Raw genomic sequence first — 18681 nt, forward strand, 5'->3', positions numbered from 1 at the left:
TACAAGCATGGTCATGAGGATTACGGGTATGTCTTCAGGCATGGATATTCAAAGCATGGTAACAAGCTTGATGCAGGTTGAGCGTCTTCCTATACAGAAGCTTGAGCAGAAAAAGAAGCTGCTAAGCTACCAAACCGATCTGTATAGAGAAATTAACACGAAAGTTGCAGCACTGCGCAGTAAAGTGGAGGCCTCCCGTTTAAGCAGTACGATGACGGGTATGAAGGCATCAAGCTCTTCTACAGATGTTACAGTAACCGCCAATACGGTGACTTCAGCAGTAACAAAGACGCTGAACGTTACGCAATTGGCCTCAGCGGCAGAGGTCAAAGGAAACAGCGGAGTGACCTCTATGGGGATAACCGGAAGTGCAATTACTGCGCCGGTCGATATAACCGCAGGAGTTAACGACAAAATCATCGTTCAATTCGATGGATCAACAAAGAGCATTACGGTTCCTGCAGGCAACTATGCGACCGCAACTGATTTTGCGGCAGCTATGCAGACAGCGGTGAACACCGCATTCGGAACGAATAATATGACAGTTACCGCAAATGCCAGTAATGAGCTGAGTATTGCTCCAGTCGATAAAAACGGCTATAAAGCGCAAATCGTTGTAAAGGAGTCGACGCTGCCATTGGCAGATATAGGATTGACGGACGGTCAATCATACCGCTTGGATCTTAATGCGAAGATAAGCGACATGGCCGGTAAATTTGCAACGCCATTGGATGGCTCCGGAACTTATCAATTCACGGTTAACGGTAAAACGATTACGGTCGACGGTAACAAAAGCTTAAATGATGTTATACAGGCGGTCAACACCTCGGGCGCCGGCGTTACGATGAGCTATGATTCGATGGCAGATCAATTCGTATTCAAAAACCGTTCGACGGGCGCTGCATCTGAAGTCACCCTTGCGTCGACGACCGGTAACTTCTTGAGCGCAATCGGAGTTGCCGATCAAACGGTAAACGGCAAGAACGCGCAGTTTACGCTGGACGGCGTTCCTAATTCCCAGGCCTCGAATAACTTCACGCTCGACGGCATTGGCTATAGGCTGAATCAAGCTAACGGTGTTGATATTACGGTTACTTTAGCAAACGATCCGGATGCCATTGTGAACAAGTTGAAAGAATTTGTCACCGCCTATAATGAAGTGATCGAGCTTGTGAATAAACGCTTGTCCGAGAACCGTTCGAGAGGCTATGATCCGCTTACAGACGAGCAGAAGAAAGATATGAAGGAAACCGATATCGCTTTATGGGAGGCGGAAGTAAAGAAGGGGCTTCTCGGAGATTCGGATATATTGAAAGAATTAAAAACGTCCACGAGAGAATTGTTCAGCCGGAAGATGGACGGAGTGGGAGAATATAACATCTTGGCATCTATCGGTGTTACGACGCTACCACAGGTCCAGGGGAATATCATTGATTCAGGAAAGTTGCAAATAGATGAGACAAGGCTGAGAGAAGCGATTGCAACAGATCCTGAGGGTGTCAACAAGCTTCTGACCAACAATCCGGGAATCGAAAGCCAAGAGGGACTAATGGTTACGATGTACAATAGAGTGAATGACATCGTGGGCAAGTTGAATGATAAAGCAGGTCGTACAACATCCGCGACTACTGATATTACCTCTGAAATCGGTAAAAAAATGAACGCAATCACATTAAAAATGTCCGATTTGGAAGCGAAAATGGTGAAAAAAGAAAACTATTATTACCAGCGGTTTTCTGCAATGGAAGCAGCAATGTCGAAAAGTAATTCGACAATAGCATGGTTATCGCAGCAATTCGGGTAAAAAAAAAGGAGAATTGGTATGGAAATCCAACCCAAGCTGCAGCTTAGTCAGTCATCGATTATGAAAGAGCCGATCATTGAGCCGGCAGTTACAAAAGTCGCTGGTGCTTATAGCGAACTCAAAGAAAAGAGTAAGGGAGAAATATTGTCGGTTTCAGAGAAGGCATTAGTAAGTGCGATCGACAAAGCCAATCAGGCCGTACAAGGAACTCCTCATGAATTTAATTACATATTGCATGAGTCCGGCAAGCTAATTGTGCAAGTGTTGAACAAAGATACGCATGAATTGCTGAAAGAAATTCCATCAGAGAAGTTTATAGAATTGATTGAAAAACTGCAAGAGTTGACGGTAGGAGCCATAATCGACGAGAAGAGGTGAGATTGGCATGTCGCTCCAAGCACAACAACATTATATGAATACGCAAGTATTAACTGCTTCCCCGGGGGATCTCACATTGATGCTGTATAACGGCGTCATCAAATTTATAAAGCAAGCGTTAGTCTCGATGGAAAAACGGGATATCGAAGAGAAGCATTTTAACTTTGTAAAAGCCCAAAATATTATCGACGAACTGCAATCTACGCTGAATATGAGCTATGAGGTGTCCGTTAATCTTGCTCAATTGTACGACTATATAAGGTTCAGATTGTCGGAGTCCAACACGAAGATGCAAGCTGGGCCTGCTCAAGAGTGCATTCAGTTGGTGACAGAGCTTCGAGACACATGGATGGAAGCGTTAAAGCATGTGAAATCCGGGACAAAGGGAACCATATAATGCAACAAAAAATAGAAGTGTTGCTATTTAAGCTAAAGACAATTATTGAAAAAACAGTGAATTTGGACTTAAACGATCACTTCTCTGATGATCTGCTTATTGAATACCAGGAAGAAAAAAACCGGTTATGCGATTCGATAGACCAGATCATTAGGGAAGAACACAACGGTCAGTATGCCTACTCACAGTCGGAGATGACGCTGCTTCAAGCTTGTTCTCAAGCGGAGCAATTACTAAATGGCAGAATTTCCGACATGAGGCAATTCATAAGCAAGGAGATCAGCCAATTGTCGGCAGGCAGGAAGGCGAGAAACTTCTATGCAGGAGATGCTTACAATCAGTCCGGATTCTTTATTGATCACCAAAATTAGTGGGATCAGGCCTTTAGATGGTGGCTGATAAATTAGTTTTTATTATTTATACACATTATAGAAATTATTAATTTTCGGGGTGGAATAATATCCGCCTCGTTTATTTTTATTTTCAATATTTTCGAGAAAACCAATGATTCTAGTCTTGTAAAACTAGTATAATGTGGTAATATAGAACTATAAAAGCTGATTACGATAACGGCAAACCTGTCGAAAGATAGGGACGCAAAGCTAGAGGGCCTTCCTAATGATGGCAGCCAGCTACCGAATAACCGGGCTTTTTTTTTATGTATTTAAATAAGGAGGAAATGTTGTGAGTATAAAAAAATGGTTCCTAATGCTTATGTCAGCCGTTCTTGTAGCGACTGGAGTAGTAGTTCCGACAGTGCCGTCCGTTGATGCTGCAGTCACGAACTATGTGAACGTGTCCAAACTTGTAAGTCCAGGCACGATAACTACAGAAGAAGAAGCGGAAGTAACGTTGAACATTCAAGGTACCCCGCCAATTAACGAAATCGTTCCTAATGATGTCATTCTCATTATCGACAAATCAGGAAGCATGCATCCCAATTACAATAATGGCGAAGACAAAATGAATAATGCAAAGGAAGCAGCTAAAGGATTTGTCGACTTGATGGACCTTACAAAACATAGAGTCGGAATCGTAGATTTTTCGAGCACCAATTCTATTACATCATTCCCATTATCGACAGATAAAGATGCCGTTAAATCATATATTAACGGTATATACGCTAGTGGAGGTACTGCCACCGGCGACGCGGTATCGGTAGCCCAAAATATTCTGGCAAACAATCTTCGTCCGGAAGCACATCCTGTAATCGTGATTCTTACCGATGGAGAGGCAACTGAACCGAGCAACGATCCATTCGGCTATGCGAAGCAAAAAGCAATGGATGCAAAAAGCGCCGGAACGGTTTTCTATACGATCGCGCTGTTAAAGCAGACGGATGATCCTGAGACTAGCGGGCCGAATCAGTTGCTTCAGGAGATGGCAACGACGGCCAGCCACCATCATTTCGTTCTTGGTTCTACCGGTCTGAGCGAAATTTATGCGGCGATCGTTAGGGAAATTGGTTTGGCCAGCGCCTATGACGTAACGGTGACGGATGTCGTGACGCCTGATTTTGAGATCGTTCCAGATTCGTACACCTCTAATATTCCCCAACCTACAGTTAGCGGCAATACATTAACGTGGAAGTTTAATGAGTTGAAGGACAGTACGCTTACGTTTACATATAGAATTAGACCGGTAAGCGCTACGAAGACGGGAGCTTTGCCGATATCTACAGTTAACTCTGTTATAACGTATAAAGATTATGCCGGGGCCGCTCGAACGAAAGCAATTCCTATCGTTAACTTGAACGTGAAGTTGCCTGCTCCCGAAATTACTTCTATCGTTCAATCGTACGGTCATCCTAATGGAGGCGAGACCGTTACGATTGCAGGGAAAAATTTCGTAAGCGGAGCAACGATCACTTTCGGTGGAAAACTGGCGACGAACGTTACGATTATTAGCCCAACGGAAGCAACGGCAACCGTTCCTTCAGGCAATCAGGGTCTTGCAACGGTTACTTTAAAAAACCCGGATAGCCAGACAGCGACCGGAGAATACCGGTATAAAGCCGATCCTATTGTTACCAACATATCACCTGCTAATGGGCCACTCGCAGGTAATAATAAAGTAGTAATTCAAGGAAAATATTTCATGCCAGGTATTACAGTGAAATTCGGGGATAATGTTGCGGCTATGTACTATTACAGAGATCATACGTATATGCAAGTAACCGTTCCTGCAGGAGTGCAGCCGGGTCAGGTGGACGTTACGTTGACGAACCCGGACGGCACATCAACCGTTGTGAGCAATGGTTATACGTACGACACACCGCCAAGCACATTGCCGGAAGTGATCAGTATCTCCCCGAATACAAGTACGCTTACTGGAGGGACGACCTCATACGTAAACGGACGGAATTTCGTTTCCGGGTTGGTAGTGAAAATTGGAGAAAATGAGTCTATTACAACATTCGTATCGGATACCAGACTTCAAATAACAGTTCCGGCGAACAGCACGGCCGGCGTTTACGATGTTACTGTAATCGATAGTCAAGGCAACCAATATACGTTGGTCGGCGCGTTCACTTATACGGCACCGGTGTACCCGGTTCCTAGCGTAAAGTCGATAACTCCAGTATCAGGTCCGCTGGAAGGCGGAACGACCGTCTATGTTAACGGGTCAGGCTTCACGAAAGATTCGACAGTATTTTTCGGTGAACAACAATCCGCAGCAGTAACATTTTTAAGTGACACTCGAGTAAGCGCAAAGTCGCCGGCAGCAACAGCAGCCGGGAAAGTAGACATTACAGTTGTGAACGTGAATCAAACGGGTGTTCTTTCGCAAGCATTCGAGTACATTGTTCCGCAGCCTGAACCCGTTACGATTACGAGCCTTACGCCTAATGTCGGAACAACGCAGGGCGGAGACACTGTTTATATCACCGGTGACAACTTGAAAACAGGTGCAACCGTTTCGTTCGGCACTGTTTCGACGAGTATAACATTAATCAGTTCAACCAGAGCAAGCGTAAGGGTACCGGCGAGCGCAGTGGTAGGATTTGTAGATGTGACTTGGACAAATAAAGACGGAATGTCGAGTACGCTGGCACAAGCCTATGAATATACACCAGTGAAACCTACGATAACGGGTTTATCTCCTAGCACAGGTTCGAAGGATGGGGGAACGACGGTTTATATTAGTGGTACTTTATTTGACGCAAGCATGACGGTTTCGGTTAATAGCGTCATTGTACCTGTAACGCTTGTCAGCGATACAAGGGCGAGAATTGTAACACCGCCAGGACCGCTGGGCATTGTTCCACTAACGGTGACTGCGGCAAATGGCCAGTCAGCTACTACTGATTTTACGTATGTAAATCCGATCTTGGGTCCAGCTCCGATCATTCAGAGTTTGACAAAAACGTCAGGCGTGGCAGCGGGCGGATTTACGTTATATATCAATGGCTCCAATTTTGTTAACAAACCAATCGTAATGTTTGGCTCTGTTGAAGCCACTTCCGTAACTTGGACGAGTTCTACTCGCTTGACAGTGAAAGTTCCTGCAGGTGTCAGTGGTCCGGTTGAAGTGAAGGTTATTAACCCGGATAAACAAGAAAGCAATACGACCACCTTTACCTACTTGTAATTGTGGTCAAATAAAAAGCACACTTGGAATGAACTCGGATCGTACTAATCCGATAAAGTTCCAAGGGTGCTTTTTTTATTAAATATTGTTCATCCAGCGATGAGCGGAATCTATAATTTCTGTGTTTAGCATACGGACATTTTCAGATGAACAATTTTCGTGAATGAGCCCGATGAACAGGGGCGAATGCTCTAATTGATAAGCTTGTAGCCAGCACTGAAACGCTGACTCGGGATCGCCTATGTTGACGTGCAGTTGTCCAAGCAATTGAAGGCTGGAGGCATTCAGAGCTTGATGTTGGAGAAGTAATTCAAGTAACTCGACCGTCTCGTCTGTTCGTCCAATTCTACTGATGGCTGCAGCGAGATTGTTAATGGTTTCTGTATTCTCCACCGTTTCGAGAAGAGCATAATAATGATCAGTATGACCGTACTTAAGCAGATATAGCAATGTATCCATTAACGGTTCCTGCTGAGAGAGAGCTTCTGGTGTGACGTTATGATAGATAATATCTACCATCGCCGATACTGAAACTGGGATCAAGGATTTGGTTTCAGTTATGTCCGGACAACTAGCTGATCGGCTCAGCATAGTGAACAATAATGAGTCCAATGCGTTGATCTGTAAATGCTGATGGATCAATAGCTGGTTGTAATACACCGAAACGGCAAGATTGCCCGCCTTCAAGGCGGCATTATGCAACAGCAATATGTGAAGCGGCTGATGAGAAGGGTATAGTTCATTTAATCGGTTCACAATTGCCTCTGGATCCATGAACAACGTCAGGTGATCCATATATTGTTGCAAGACGGAATAGTTTTTCGGTTGATTTTGCAGCGTTTTTGACCAGTAGGAGATGGCGTCATCTAATCTGCTTTGTTGCCTCGCGATTTCCGCTAACCGATGATACGGAATAACCTTCCTGTGAGACATCTCGAGAACATTGGGAGAGCGGCCGGCGGCATCAGCTTTTTCTGTAAATTTGATGCAAGTTAAATAACGTTCGGATGCGGCATTCAAGAACCCGAGTTCTTCTAATAATAAACCGTGCAGGCAATGATAGTCGATAGTGTCAGGGGCTGTGATTAAGCCTTGTTGGATATGAACGTTGGCTTGCTCGAATTCGCTGGTCTGAAGCTCCAGGCCGATTAAGCTCGTCAAGAGATAGTGATACCATGCATCCGTAGGCCGGCTCTTTTCGTAGGACCGGTAGTAACATTGAAGGGCTTCCTGCTTCTCGTCTGTTGATTTGTACTGGTTGCCTAGGACGAATTGATAATAAGGGTCCGTTTCTTGTCCAGACTTCATTTGTTCAAGAATTAACATATTGCGTGCAGATTTATTCTGTTCGTTGACAACGTTGCTCGTATAACCGGTATGATAAATGGTGAAGGGTAATGCTTGCAAAATTAACTTTTGTTTTTCACAAGTCAGTTGTTCGTGCAAAGGCTGCTTATAATAGATTAGCCCGTTATTCGCAAACAATCGTGCACCTTGCGATTTCAATACTTGGGTTTCATCATCTCCGTCGCCTAGAAGATTCATAATATTTAGAAGAAAAACTTCCGGCTTTCGTTCAGGGCGAGAAGAAAGAAGTTTTCGCAGCTCTTCGTGATTGTACTGTTCGATATATTCATCGGCATCCAATATTAAAATCCACTTTCCGGTGGCGTACTTTAATGATTCATTTCGTGCGGCAGCAAAATCGTTTATCCAAGCAAAATCGTAGACATGCTCCGTATACTCCAGGGCAATTGCTTTGGTCCGGTCTGTAGAGCCTGTATCCACTATAATAATTTCATCGACCAGCGTTTTTACGCTTTCTAGGCAACGGGACAGCAATTTTTGTTCATTTTTGACGATCATGCACAGTGAAAGTAATTTCATAGGCCCTCCGGGGTACAAGTGAATTCGAATGATTTATTCATCTATTATATCGGATTTTCGACGGATTCTGTCGATGATTAATTTCATCAGGTTAATAAAAAAATATAATTTGCCGATAAACACATTAGAACGCTAATCTATTATTCTAGCTTCTATTAACTTATTGTGCAGGAGCTGACGCATGTTGAATAAGCAATTAATCAGACAATATATAGAAATGGGTAAGTTAGAAGAAGCAAACGAAATTATTTCTAAGTTAGAGCAGCAAAAAGCACTTGATATTGAGATTATTTCTATGAAAGTTGTTACATTAATAATGCAACAAGAACTTTCGGAAGCCCTGGAGTGGACGTCTAAAGGGCTGCGTGAAAATCATACATACAGTGATCTTCTATATAATCGGGGCTACATTCTTCAACAGATCGGGGAACTGCATAAGGCGAAAGAATACTATAATCTTTCAATTGAAACGGGTGCAAACCAGGAATTGGAAGAATCCGTAAAATCCTCGTTAGATTCTGTTAATCAACAGCTCTCAGAAAGAGGGATTAAACAAAAACCGCTCGTCAGTATTGTTTTACTTGCCTACAATCACATTGACTACACCAAATTATGTGTTGAAAGTATATTACGTTATACAAGTCATATCAACTATGAGCTTATACTTGTTAATAATGGTTCGTCGGATGGAACCAGGGAACTGTTCGACTCAATAACCGACGCCAAAGTAAGACACCTCTCGAAAAATGTCGGCCCGGTAAACGGGTTTAATGAGGGGATTGAGGCTGCGGAAGGAAAGTATATTGCATGTGTATGTAATGATTTCATATTTACACCAAGATGGATGGATAATCTATTGGCTTGTATAGAATCTGATGAGACGATTGGCTTCGTTTCACCAGGAGCAAGTTTTGTCAGTAATCATCAGTCGATATCCGGCAGCTACACAAACATAGGTGAAATGTTGAACTTTGCAGAACAATATAATAAATCGGATAGTAGTAAGTGGGAAGAGAGAGTAAGGCTGCTTCCATGTGTATTAATGGTTCGAGCGAAATTGTTTCGTGAAATAGGGAAATATGATCCTCATTTTTATTTTGGAGAATTCGCAGATGATGATATAAGCTTTCGAATTCGCCGTGCAGGATATAAATTAGTTTATTGTAAAGATACATTCACCTATCATTTTGGTTCTATTACTACTAAAGACGATCAGATAAACAATAACTCATTGTCAGTTAGCCGCCAATTGTTTATCGATAAACATGGATTAGATGTTTGGGTTGACGGGGTGTTTTCATCCCTTCTTTTAGACGGGCTAAAACTTACGACTCAACGTACGCCTATAGCGATTCTTGGAGTTCATACGAAATGTGGAGCGAATCCTCTTCAACTCAAGAACCGACTGAAGGAGCAAGGCGTTCTCGAGGTGGGGATTACAAACTATTGTATTGATTCCAAGTATATGGCTGATTTGCGCTCGGTTTCGAACTATGTTTTTGAAGGAGATATAGCGCAGCTAAAGAATAAATTAGATGGAGTCAAGTATGATTATATTATATTTGAACATCATATCGATATATTCAAAAGTAATCCCTTCATTATCGAGCATTTAATTCAATTGCTCACGAATGATGGGGAAATTGGACTGTTAATCAAACTGGATCGCGAAGATACACCCTATCTAGATCTTGTCCGCCAATTAGAACAACAAGAATGCAGGATTAATTATTCAATATTAGAGAAAGAACCTTTGAACAGTTATAACTTAATCATTACAGCTCAAAGGAGTATAACACGATGAAGGCAGTCATCTTAGCAGGCGGTCTTGGGACAAGGCTTAGTGAAGAAACGGATGTTAAGCCGAAGCCTATGGTTGAAATCGGTGGCAATCCTATACTATGGCACATAATGAAAATGTATTCTGTGCATGGTATCAACGATTTTGTTATTTGTCTTGGCTACAAGGGTTATGTAATAAAAGAGTTTTTCTCCAATTATTTTCTTCATCAATCCGATGTAACATTTGATTTGGTTGGGAACAAGGTCGAGGTTCATAACACTAATAGTGAACCTTGGCGTGTTACCTTGGTAGATACTGGTTCTAACACAATGACTGGTGGACGATTGAAAAGAGTAAAAAAATATTTGGATAACGATACGTTTTGTTTTACCTATGGTGATGGTGTTAGTGACGTGAATATTCGGCATTTAGTAGACTATCACAAGCAGCAAGGTGCAAAGGCAACGTTGACTGCCGTGGAGCCGCCTGGACGTTTCGGTGCATTACAAATCGAACATGAGAAGGTAAAGCAATTTCATGAGAAGCCGCGCGGCGAAGGGAGCTGGATAAACGGCGGCTTTTTTGTACTTGAGCCTGACGTTTTTCAATATATTACGGATGATTCAACAATCTGGGAGCTTGATCCACTGGAACGTTTAGCCCGTGAAGGTCAGCTTGTAAGTTATAAACACAACGGTTTCTGGCAGCCTATGGATACGCTCCGTGACCGATTGAAACTGGAGGAGCTTTGGGCAACGGGAGAAGCACCTTGGAAAGTGTGGGATTAAGATGAATTTCTGGAGAAATAAAAGAGTTCTAATAACCGGTCACACTGGTTTCAAGGGAAGCTGGCTTTCACTATGGTTACAGCAAAAGGGTGCTGTTGTTTTTGGATACGCACTTCCACCGCAAGACGATACGAGTTTGTTTAAACAAGCGGATGTTGGAGCAAATATGTTATCTATTGAAGCTGATATAAGGGATCGTCAAACCTTGCAAAAAGTTATAAATACCCACAAACCGGAATTCGTATTTCATTTAGCGGCGCAGCCGTTAGTTCGCAAATCATATGAAGACCCAGTGGCTACTTATGATGTGAATGTAATGGGCACTGTTCACCTATTAGACGCTCTTCGGCAATGCGAATCAACCAAGGTTGTAATCAACGTGACAAGTGACAAATGCTACGATAATAAGGAATGGGAATGGGGATATAGAGAAACGGATGCGCTTGGAGGATATGATCCTTATAGCAGCAGCAAAGGCTGCTCAGAAATTGTAACGAACGCGTTCCGCCGTTCTTTTTTTCATGAGAAAGAAGTACATGTAGCAAGTACTCGTGCTGGCAATGTCATTGGAGGCGGTGATTGGTCGGAGGACAGGCTTGTTCCTGACGTCGTACGTGCTTGCCGAGAAGGGAGAGCGCCACTAATTCGCAACCCTTATGCTGTGCGCCCATGGCAGCATGTATTGGAGCCGCTTAGTGGTTATCTAACGTTAGCTGAAGCTATGTGGACCAAGGGAGAAAGGTTTGCAGAAGCTTGGAATTTTGGGCCGAGTGATGACCATGTAATGAATGTGGGGGATATTACTAAACACATTGTAGATCTATGGGGAACAGGCTTGAAATGGGAATATGACAATAAGAAACAGCCGCATGAAGCGAATTTGCTTAAACTTGACTGTTCCAAGGCTAGAAGCAGCCTAGGTTGGAGTCCAAAGCTGACAGCCTACGAAACGTTAAGCTGGACGGTAGATGCTTATAAGCAGGAGGCGGAGGACGCCGATATGCGGAAGGTATTGGAATCTCAAATAGAAGCTTATGAGCGTAAGGGGTCTACAACATGGATACAAGAACATGCCGATTTTGCCATTCGCAATTAAAAGATTCGTTAGTTAATTTAGGATTATCTCCATTTTCCAATAATTTTGTCCGTTCTGATCAGGCAGGCAGAGGTAGTCAATTTTATCCGCTGCACGTATTCGTATGTGAGAATTGTTTGCTTGTTCAGCTTAATGAGTTTGAGTCGCCAGAACATATTTTCAGCAATGAATATGCCTATTATAGTTCCTTCTCGGATAGTTGGTTGCTTCATGCGAAACAATATGTGGATGATATAGTTAGCAATTATAATTTAGATCAGACATCCAAAGTGGTCGAGATTGCCTGCAATGACGGGTATTTACTCCAGTATTTTGTTAAGAGGGGGATACCGGTGCTCGGAATCGAGCCTGCTGGAAATGTAGCAAAAATGGCCGAGACAAAAGGGATAACGGTTATTTCTGATTTTTTCGGGGAGCAGCTTGCTGGACATCTTGTAGATAATGGCGAACAAGCCGATCTAATTATCGGAAATAACGTTCTAGCACATGTGCCGGATTTAAACGATTTTGTGAGAGGTTTAAAGAAACTGCTAAAGGAAACCGGAATTATTACAATGGAGTTTCCGCATTTGTTGAAGCTTATGCAGGATAACCAATTTGATACGATCTATCATGAGCATTTCTCTTATTTTTCGTTTATGACCGTTGAGAAAGTGTTTGCGCGGCATGGTCTGACCATATTTAATGTAGAAGAACTATCGACACATGGTGGTTCGCTTCGAATTTACGTAAGACATGAGCATTACGAAAAATTACAAGTGTCGGCCGACGTAAAACGTCTGGTTGCATTGGAAATGACGGCGGGACTTCACAAAATGGAAGCCTACCATACGTTTTATAAGAGAGTAGAGCAAACAAAACGAGACATTTTATCGTTTTTAATAAACTTGAAAAACAAAGGTGCAACAATTGTTGGATATGGTGCTCCTGCAAAAGGAAATACATTACTTAATTACTGCGGGATCAGAAATGATTTCATTGAATATGTTGTAGACCGGAACCCGCATAAACAAGGAACATTTCTCCCGGGCACGTTGATTCCGGTGTATGAACCGGAGCGTATACGGGATACCAAGCCGGATGTCGTCGTTATTATGCCATGGAACATTAAAGACGAGATTATAGATCAAATGGCTTACATAACAGAATGGGGAGGACGGTTCGCGGTGTTCATACCCGAACCGAAAATGATAGAGTGAAGTTTATCGAGCTGGAATTGCCGGGTGTTTATATTATTGAACTAGAACCAATTTCAGATGAACGGGGTTTTTTTGCACGTTCTTGGTGCATTGACGAATTCGAAAAGCATGGCCTAAACACCAAATTAGTTCAATGCAATGTATCTTATAATCATCGAAAAGGTACGCTAAGAGGCATGCATTATCAGACTAAACCGTTTGAAGAAGCGAAGTTAGTCCGTTGTATACGGGGTTCTATTTATGATGTGATATTGGATTTACGTCCTGACTCCGCAGCATTCGGAAAGTGGGTAGGGGTGGAATTAACGCAGAATAATAGTAAGATGGTTTATATTGCTGAAGGGTGTGCGCACGGCTTTCAAACATTAGAGGACGAGACAGAGGTGTTCTATCAGATGTCTGAATTTTATCAACCTGAATATGGTGCCGGAGTGCGATGGGATGATGCTGCTTTTCAAATTCATTGGCCTTTACCAAATCCCATTATGAATGATAAAGATATAAACTATCCTTATTGGCAGTTGTAGGAGTGATCATAATGATTTTCATATCCGAACAAGCAATGGTTTCAAAATTAGCAGACATAGAACCTTCCCAACGCGGCACGCGAATCGTAATTGAAGAAGGCGTTATGATAGATTCTTTTGTCAAGATAAAACCTGCTGGCGGTACCGGGGATGTCATGATCGGGAGAAATAGCAAAATAAATTCAGGATGTGTCCTTTATTCCGGAAATGGCATTCAAATTGGAGAGGACGTCCTGATAGCCGCTAATTGTACATTAGCACCAGTAAATCATGAATACCGCTCCCGTCACCAGACGATAAAAGAACAACGGTTTATGAAGAGCAGAGGCGGTATTGTAATAGAAGATGACGTATGGATCGGGGCAAACAGTGTCATTTTGGATGGTGCTATCTTGCGAAAGGGATGTGTGGTGGGTGCAAACTCCTTGGTAACTGGAGAACTGGAGCCCTATACCGTATACGTCGGCAGCCCAGTAAAAAAAGTGGGTGTCAGGGATTGAGAACCACCGTTATAGGTGCGAAAGGTTTTATCGGAAGACATGTCATGAATAGGCTTGAACAGCTCGGGATGAAAGCTTACGGGCCTAGTCGTGAAGAATTATCCCTACATGAAAATAATTTAGGGCATGTTATCTATTGCGCAGGGGTTACTTCAGATTTTCGGCAACGCCCGTTCGATACGATACGAGCACATATCAGTTTTCTTGCAGAATTATTAGAGAAAGCCGCATTTGAATCGTTTCTATATTTATCTTCGACTCGGGTTTATGTAAACCAGACGACAGATGAAACGGGTGAAGAAGAAGGAGCGCTCCTCGTCAATCCGTTCCAGGCGGAAGATTTATTTAACTTGTCTAAAATCACTGGAGAATCACTCTGTCTCACGGTTAATAGACCAAACGTCAGAGTGGCTCGTGTATCGAATGTTTGCGGACCTGATTTTGAATCTAATAATTTTATCTACTCGATTATTAAAGACGCTGTAAATGACGGAAAAATTGTTCTTCAAACTTCGCTCGATTCGGAGAAGGATTATATCACTGTAAACGATGTGGCTAATATACTTATTCATATCGCACACAATGGGAAGCAGCGAATGTATAATGTCGCTAGTGGCGTTAATACGACGAATAAACAATGGGTAGAGCGGATTACTCATTTTACGGGGTGCGAGGTTGAAGTTGCATCGAATGCCAAAACTATTAAATTTCCGACCATGAATATTGTTCGACTACAATCAGAATTTAGTTTCAATCCGCAGAACTGTTTGGATATGGTTGAAGATTTAATACGACAATATGCTGACGGAAAGAAGTGATTAAGATAGAATTGTCGCTTTCTTTATATGATTTTAAAGGCTATACGTCTGCTCAACTCAATCATTTTTTTCCGGATAATCAAACGGTTCGTTTTCAAGATGCCGGGCAGTCTTTTTTTGATATTGCATTAGATCGCACAGCTCTTTGTTTCTCGAAAATATCTTTGGAGTCATATCGGAAAAACGGCACTGCGTTTCTTAATCATTTGCATTCAGATCAATATGCCGTTTTTTTATGGTTCCTGTCGAATAGTGTATGGACAGAAAGTGAAAATACGGCTTTAGCTAATAAAATCTTTTATTTAAATAAGTCACTTCACGGATTTAGCTGTATGTACGATACGAAGTTACCTGACATCTTTCTGCTCTTACATACGGTAGGAACGGTGCTGGGTAAAGCTGAATATTCCGATTTTTTGGTCGCGGCGCAAGGCAGCACGGTTGGAGCTCAAGGCGGAAAATATCCGAAACTCGGTAAAGGAGTGTCATTGCTTCCTTACTCATCAATCGTCGGAGATTGTTTAATCGGAAATCGGGTTTCGGTAGGAATCGGTGCTTCAGTATATGAACAGAATATTGAGAGCGGAATGGTTGTTTATAAAGAGCAAGATGGATCTATCAAGCACAAGTTTAAACAAAAATGTTGGGCGCAAAGGTTCTTCTTAAGTGATATATAATTCATGCTTAAAAGGAATGTATCCGCTTCCAATAAATTGTTTGACAATTCCATTAACGTGGTGTTATAGTCAAATTGTGGGCCAGACCTTAAGACGCCTCACAGTATTTTGAAGATGAAGGGAATGTTTGCGATGCAAGGTAAAGTAAAATGGTTTAATGCTGAGAAGGGTTATGGATTCATCGAAACGGAGCAAGGCGGCGACGTATTTGTTCATTTCTCCGCAATCCAATCCGAAGGCTTCAAAACACTCGAAGAAGGCCAATCGGTTGAATTCGACATTGTAGAAGGCGCACGCGGTCCACAAGCTGCAAACGTAGTCAAACTGTAATCATCCGGCTATCATTGGCCACCTTATAGATGGTTCGATTGACAAGTGCCTAACACATAAGCTCCGGGAAACCGGGGCTTTTTTTTGTTATGTACAGTTAGACGACGAAGCACCGCTTTACACTGGAGTTTGTGCTTGGCTGTTATATAAATGAAAGGACTGTGTCATCGACACAGTCCTTCTATTTTAACTGGCTAGGGCGCTCTTTGCTGCATGATTCCGAGGTTTATCAGAGTTCACTTGAGCTGCCGGTATTTACGTTGTAGGCGTTGACTTCGAATGTAATGATCTTATCGAATATTATATAATCTTTGCGATTGACGAACGGACCGATATTGTTTGATGATTTGTCAATTGCGAACGTAATCGGGCCGGTGCCCGATGCACGGAGTTCGTACCAGCCGATAAAGGCGTCGACTACACTCATGGATACGTCATATTCCTTCATTTCGCCGGTCATCAGCATAATTCTCAGTAGAGCGCGAGTACCTTCGTTCTCAACAGGCGGTTCTTGCGGTTCTTCAGTGCCGCTTGGCATTGCCGATGCCTCGTTCGAGTCTGCGCTTGATCCAGTCGCGTTATCCGCGGTGACCACGTAATAGTAGGTCGTTCCATTCGTAACTGCCGAATCGATATATGACGTCGTAGCCGTCGATATGGTCGTCAATACGGTATAAGGGCCTCCTGCTGTCAACGAGCGTTTGATCGTATAGCTTGTCGTATTGTTGACGGCGCTCCAACTAAGCGTAACCTTTTTATCGCCGCCAACTGCCGTCAAGTTCAGCGGGGCGGCTGGCGCCGTTGCGTGATCTTCGCCAAACAGGTTCCATTCTTTAATACTCGAATATTTATTGGTTGTCGTGTTATATCTTAATACGACCAATTTAACATTAGTAACAGACGTAGGCAAGCCTTCAATCGCCTCGCTGGTTATCGGCGTATAAGTCAGTAGGGTTGGAACTGCCGGTGCTGCCGAAGGATGGCCGAATAAATTCCATTCATTGATCGACGATGGATTTGCATTTACTTTCAGAACTGCCAATGACACATTATTCAATGTATTTAGCAATGATTCTACATTTCCACTCCCAATGGGAGTATAGCTTGAGAGTAAGTTTCCATTATCATCGTAAAACTCCATTATAGGGAGTTTATAAGTGGTCGAAATAAACGAAGCCGTAATTACCGAGTTGACTGATTGAGGAGTTGGGAATCGGTAGAAAACAACCGAATTACTTGTTGTAGTCATATTAAAGTTGTTGCTTTCCACATTATCGGTCAGCATCCTCGTAGTCCCGGTGGGATTTGATACAGACATTCCTGTACGCAATTCCGCCCGATCCAATAAGCCGCCTGTATATTTTGTTTTCATAGGCTTTATGCTTTTTGCTGTTGAGTCTGTGCTTTCGCCTGCCTCATTGGAAGCGGAAACAACATAATAGTAAGTATTGCCGTTAACTGCCGTATTGTCGCTATAAGATCTTTCTTTTAAATTGGCAGCGATCGTCGTAAATGGTCCGCTGGCAGAAGAAGAACGTTTTAAATTGTATGATTGCGCACCTGTATGATTCCAGAACAGGTCGACGACCGAATGTGGCCTTGAATCCAAGAGATTTCAGGTGTTACCGGAGCAGCGGAAGGTGTTTGAAAAAGATTGAGTTCGTAAATAATCGAAGATTTTGTGGTGCTAGTGGATTTAACGGCAATAAGAGAAGCATTGTCAATGACCGCAGGCAGCGATTCAACCCCGTCATTGGCCAGAGGGGTATAATTATAAATTAAAGTACACTAGCATCGTAGAAATAGAGTTGAGGGGTTACGATCTCCATCCGTCGTACTCGTATCCGTTCCGACCGTCGTTCCTAATTGCATCGTGACGCCATCAAGCAGACCGCCCGTATACTTGCCGGCTGCGGATGTCGTTTCGGCAGGCATGGTGAGCCATGAGATGAACGAAAGCAAAATCATTAATTTTAAAACATGACTTCTAAATATTTAATTTCCTCCATTGGTAGTATTTAAGGACATGGACAATTATATATTTAGAAAAATATACATGTCAAAAGAACTAGTAATATTATATTTATATTAAATCGGTATTACTTTAGTAGTGGTTTGGCAATGTTATTCTGCAATCTGTATTAATGTTTTTAGTTGTAAATATTTCAACGGTCCTAATAAATGAATTATTAGAAAATTCACAATAAACTAAAAACTATTTTGTGCTCACCGCCCGCATATGATATAATAAGGGCATGTAAAGGAGGAGTTCCCCATGATGTACAACATTCGAGGTCAACGCTTTCAAGTAACTGATGCTTTGAGAGACTACGTCGAAAAGAAACTCAGCCGATTGGAAAGATATTTTGAAACGCCAGTCGCCTCCGAAATCAACGTTACCTTATCGGTGACCAAAGGTCAGCACACGGTAGAGGTGACAATCCCGCTCGTCGGCGTCATGCTTAGAGCCGAAGAGAAGAGCGAGGATATGTACGCATCCATAGACGTTGTAGTAGATAAGCTGGAACGTCAAATTCGCAAACATAAAACGAAGGTGAATCGCAAATTCAGGCAAGGCAGCGGCGTACGCGCTCTATTCCGGGAGGAAGGATCGGCCGTATCCGTATTGGATGAGGAAGATGAGCTGGAACTCGTGCGCACGAAGCGCTTCACGCTCAAGCCGATGGATGTAGAAGAAGCGATTTTACAAATGAATATGGTAGGCCATAATTTCTTCGTTTTCGCCAATGTGGACAACGAGGAAGTGAACGTCGTTTATAAGCGCAGCGACGGCAAATATGGATTAATCGAACAAGGATAATCTGACCATACATGCAAGGTGAAACGGCTGAAGCCGTCCTTTGGCGGCGCGGCGCGTTTCAATCCGGAGAAATATATGGCATGGA

General features: G+C 42.8%; 18 protein-coding genes and 1 riboswitch. Of the genes, 15 read left to right on the forward strand and 3 right to left on the reverse strand.

Features of this window, described 5'->3' with window-relative positions; genetic code table 11:
* The first annotated feature begins 7 nt into the window (after nt 1–7).
* From fliD to J2T14_RS20695, 5 genes are all read left to right on the forward strand, one after another.
* Nucleotides 8–1804, forward strand: a complete 1797-nt coding sequence (gene fliD / locus J2T14_RS20675; RefSeq protein ID WP_307473745.1) for a flagellar filament capping protein FliD — start codon at nt 8–10, stop codon at nt 1802–1804.
* Nucleotides 1805–1822: 18 nt separating this feature from the next.
* A complete protein-coding gene (locus tag J2T14_RS20680) occupies nt 1823–2182 on the forward strand; it encodes a flagellar protein FlaG (protein ID WP_307473747.1) in 360 nt (119 codons plus the stop codon).
* 7 nt (nt 2183–2189) lie between these two features.
* The gene (gene fliS / locus J2T14_RS20685) at nt 2190–2579 is read left to right on the forward strand and encodes a flagellar export chaperone FliS (RefSeq protein WP_307473749.1); all 390 of its coding nucleotides are present in this window, start codon (nt 2190–2192) and stop codon (nt 2577–2579) included.
* On the forward strand, nt 2579–2950 hold the full coding sequence (locus tag J2T14_RS20690) for a hypothetical protein (protein WP_307473751.1): 372 nt from the start codon (nt 2579–2581) through the stop codon (nt 2948–2950). The genes fliS and J2T14_RS20690 overlap by 1 nt, the downstream gene beginning before the upstream one ends.
* 190 nt (nt 2951–3140) lie before the next feature.
* A riboswitch (cyclic di-GMP riboswitch) is annotated at nt 3141–3219 on the forward strand.
* A 44-nt stretch (nt 3220–3263) separates the two neighbouring features.
* A complete protein-coding gene (locus J2T14_RS20695) occupies nt 3264–6170 on the forward strand; it encodes an IPT/TIG domain-containing protein (protein WP_307473753.1) in 2907 nt (968 codons plus the stop codon).
* 78 nt (nt 6171–6248) lie between these two features.
* Here the strand turns inward: J2T14_RS20695 and J2T14_RS20700 are convergent, their stop codons facing one another.
* The gene (locus J2T14_RS20700) at nt 6249–8057 is read right to left on the reverse strand and encodes a tetratricopeptide repeat-containing glycosyltransferase family 2 protein (protein WP_307473755.1); all 1809 of its coding nucleotides are present in this window, start codon (nt 8055–8057) and stop codon (nt 6249–6251) included.
* Nucleotides 8058–8238: 181 nt separating this feature from the next.
* On the opposite strand from J2T14_RS20700, the gene J2T14_RS20705 reads away from it, so the two are divergent.
* The 9 genes from J2T14_RS20705 to J2T14_RS20745 all read left to right on the forward strand — a co-directional run bounded on the left by J2T14_RS20705 (nt 8239) and on the right by J2T14_RS20745 (nt 15775).
* Nucleotides 8239–9861, forward strand: a complete 1623-nt coding sequence (locus tag J2T14_RS20705; RefSeq protein ID WP_307473757.1) for a glycosyltransferase — start codon at nt 8239–8241, stop codon at nt 9859–9861.
* Nucleotides 9858–10628: a glucose-1-phosphate cytidylyltransferase gene (gene rfbF, locus J2T14_RS20710; protein ID WP_307473759.1), complete on the forward strand. Its 771-nt coding sequence runs from the start codon at nt 9858–9860 to the stop codon at nt 10626–10628. Before J2T14_RS20705 ends, rfbF begins: the two co-directional genes overlap by 4 nt.
* Nucleotide 10629: 1 nt before the next feature.
* Complete coding sequence (gene rfbG / locus J2T14_RS20715) at nt 10630–11724, forward strand: CDP-glucose 4,6-dehydratase (RefSeq protein WP_307473761.1); 1095 nt, start codon at nt 10630–10632, stop codon at nt 11722–11724.
* Nucleotides 11685–12923, forward strand: coding sequence for a class I SAM-dependent methyltransferase (locus J2T14_RS20720; protein WP_307473763.1), 1239 nt, complete (start codon nt 11685–11687; stop codon nt 12921–12923). The genes rfbG and J2T14_RS20720 overlap by 40 nt, the downstream gene beginning before the upstream one ends.
* On the forward strand, nt 12920–13450 hold the full coding sequence (gene rfbC / locus J2T14_RS20725; RefSeq protein WP_307473764.1) for a dTDP-4-dehydrorhamnose 3,5-epimerase: 531 nt from the start codon (nt 12920–12922) through the stop codon (nt 13448–13450). Before J2T14_RS20720 ends, rfbC begins: the two co-directional genes overlap by 4 nt.
* Nucleotides 13451–13461: 11 nt before the next feature.
* Nucleotides 13462–13950, forward strand: a complete 489-nt coding sequence (locus J2T14_RS20730) for an acyltransferase (protein ID WP_307473767.1) — start codon at nt 13462–13464, stop codon at nt 13948–13950.
* Nucleotides 13854–14768, forward strand: a complete 915-nt coding sequence (locus J2T14_RS20735; protein WP_307473870.1) for an NAD-dependent epimerase/dehydratase family protein — start codon at nt 13854–13856, stop codon at nt 14766–14768. The genes J2T14_RS20730 and J2T14_RS20735 overlap by 97 nt, the downstream gene beginning before the upstream one ends.
* Nucleotides 14765–15445: a hypothetical protein gene (locus J2T14_RS20740; protein ID WP_307473768.1), complete on the forward strand. Its 681-nt coding sequence runs from the start codon at nt 14765–14767 to the stop codon at nt 15443–15445. The genes J2T14_RS20735 and J2T14_RS20740 overlap by 4 nt, the downstream gene beginning before the upstream one ends.
* Before the next feature lie 132 nt (nt 15446–15577).
* Entirely contained in the window at nt 15578–15775 is a 198-nt protein-coding gene (locus tag J2T14_RS20745) for a cold-shock protein (protein ID WP_028599014.1), read from the forward strand.
* Between the two features lie 229 nt (nt 15776–16004).
* Here the strand turns inward: J2T14_RS20745 and J2T14_RS20750 are convergent, their stop codons facing one another.
* Entirely contained in the window at nt 16005–16817 is an 813-nt protein-coding gene (locus J2T14_RS20750; RefSeq protein WP_307473770.1) for a fibronectin type III domain-containing protein, read from the reverse strand.
* A 746-nt stretch (nt 16818–17563) separates the two neighbouring features.
* Nucleotides 17564–17743, reverse strand: a complete 180-nt coding sequence (locus J2T14_RS20755) for a hypothetical protein (protein ID WP_307473772.1) — start codon at nt 17741–17743, stop codon at nt 17564–17566.
* Between the two features lie 307 nt (nt 17744–18050).
* Here J2T14_RS20755 and hpf point away from each other — a divergent pair, with 307 nt between their 5' ends.
* The gene (hpf, locus tag J2T14_RS20760) at nt 18051–18596 is read left to right on the forward strand and encodes a ribosome hibernation-promoting factor, HPF/YfiA family (protein ID WP_307208634.1); all 546 of its coding nucleotides are present in this window, start codon (nt 18051–18053) and stop codon (nt 18594–18596) included.
* The last annotated feature ends 85 nt before the right edge of the window (nt 18597–18681 follow it).

The organism is Paenibacillus harenae (genome assembly GCF_030812415.1).
In the GTDB taxonomy this organism is placed as follows: domain Bacteria; phylum Bacillota; class Bacilli; order Paenibacillales; family Paenibacillaceae; genus Pristimantibacillus; species Pristimantibacillus harenae_A.

What these genes read in the sequence shown, in the direction of transcription:
- fliD (WP_307473745.1), top strand. Translation starts at nt 8, where the DNA reads ATGGTCATGAGGATTACGGGTATGTCTTCAGGCATGGATATTCAAAGC.
- J2T14_RS20680 (WP_307473747.1), top strand. Translation starts at nt 1,823, where the DNA reads ATGGAAATCCAACCCAAGCTGCAGCTTAGTCAGTCATCGATTATGAAA.
- fliS (WP_307473749.1), top strand. Translation starts at nt 2,190, where the DNA reads ATGTCGCTCCAAGCACAACAACATTATATGAATACGCAAGTATTAACT.
- J2T14_RS20690 (WP_307473751.1), top strand. Translation starts at nt 2,579, where the DNA reads ATGCAACAAAAAATAGAAGTGTTGCTATTTAAGCTAAAGACAATTATT.
- J2T14_RS20700 (WP_307473755.1), bottom strand. Translation starts at nt 8,057, where the DNA reads ATGAAATTACTTTCACTGTGCATGATCGTCAAAAATGAACAAAAATTG.
- J2T14_RS20705 (WP_307473757.1), top strand. Translation starts at nt 8,239, where the DNA reads ATGTTGAATAAGCAATTAATCAGACAATATATAGAAATGGGTAAGTTA.
- rfbF (WP_307473759.1), top strand. Translation starts at nt 9,858, where the DNA reads ATGAAGGCAGTCATCTTAGCAGGCGGTCTTGGGACAAGGCTTAGTGAA.
- rfbG (WP_307473761.1), top strand. Translation starts at nt 10,630, where the DNA reads ATGAATTTCTGGAGAAATAAAAGAGTTCTAATAACCGGTCACACTGGT.
- J2T14_RS20720 (WP_307473763.1), top strand. Translation starts at nt 11,685, where the DNA reads ATGGATACAAGAACATGCCGATTTTGCCATTCGCAATTAAAAGATTCG.
- J2T14_RS20730 (WP_307473767.1), top strand. Translation starts at nt 13,462, where the DNA reads ATGATTTTCATATCCGAACAAGCAATGGTTTCAAAATTAGCAGACATA.
- J2T14_RS20735 (WP_307473870.1), top strand. Translation starts at nt 13,854, where the DNA reads ATGTGTGGTGGGTGCAAACTCCTTGGTAACTGGAGAACTGGAGCCCTA.
- J2T14_RS20745 (WP_028599014.1), top strand. Translation starts at nt 15,578, where the DNA reads ATGCAAGGTAAAGTAAAATGGTTTAATGCTGAGAAGGGTTATGGATTC.
- J2T14_RS20755 (WP_307473772.1), bottom strand. Translation starts at nt 17,743, where the DNA reads ATGATTTTGCTTTCGTTCATCTCATGGCTCACCATGCCTGCCGAAACG.
- hpf (WP_307208634.1), top strand. Translation starts at nt 18,051, where the DNA reads ATGATGTACAACATTCGAGGTCAACGCTTTCAAGTAACTGATGCTTTG.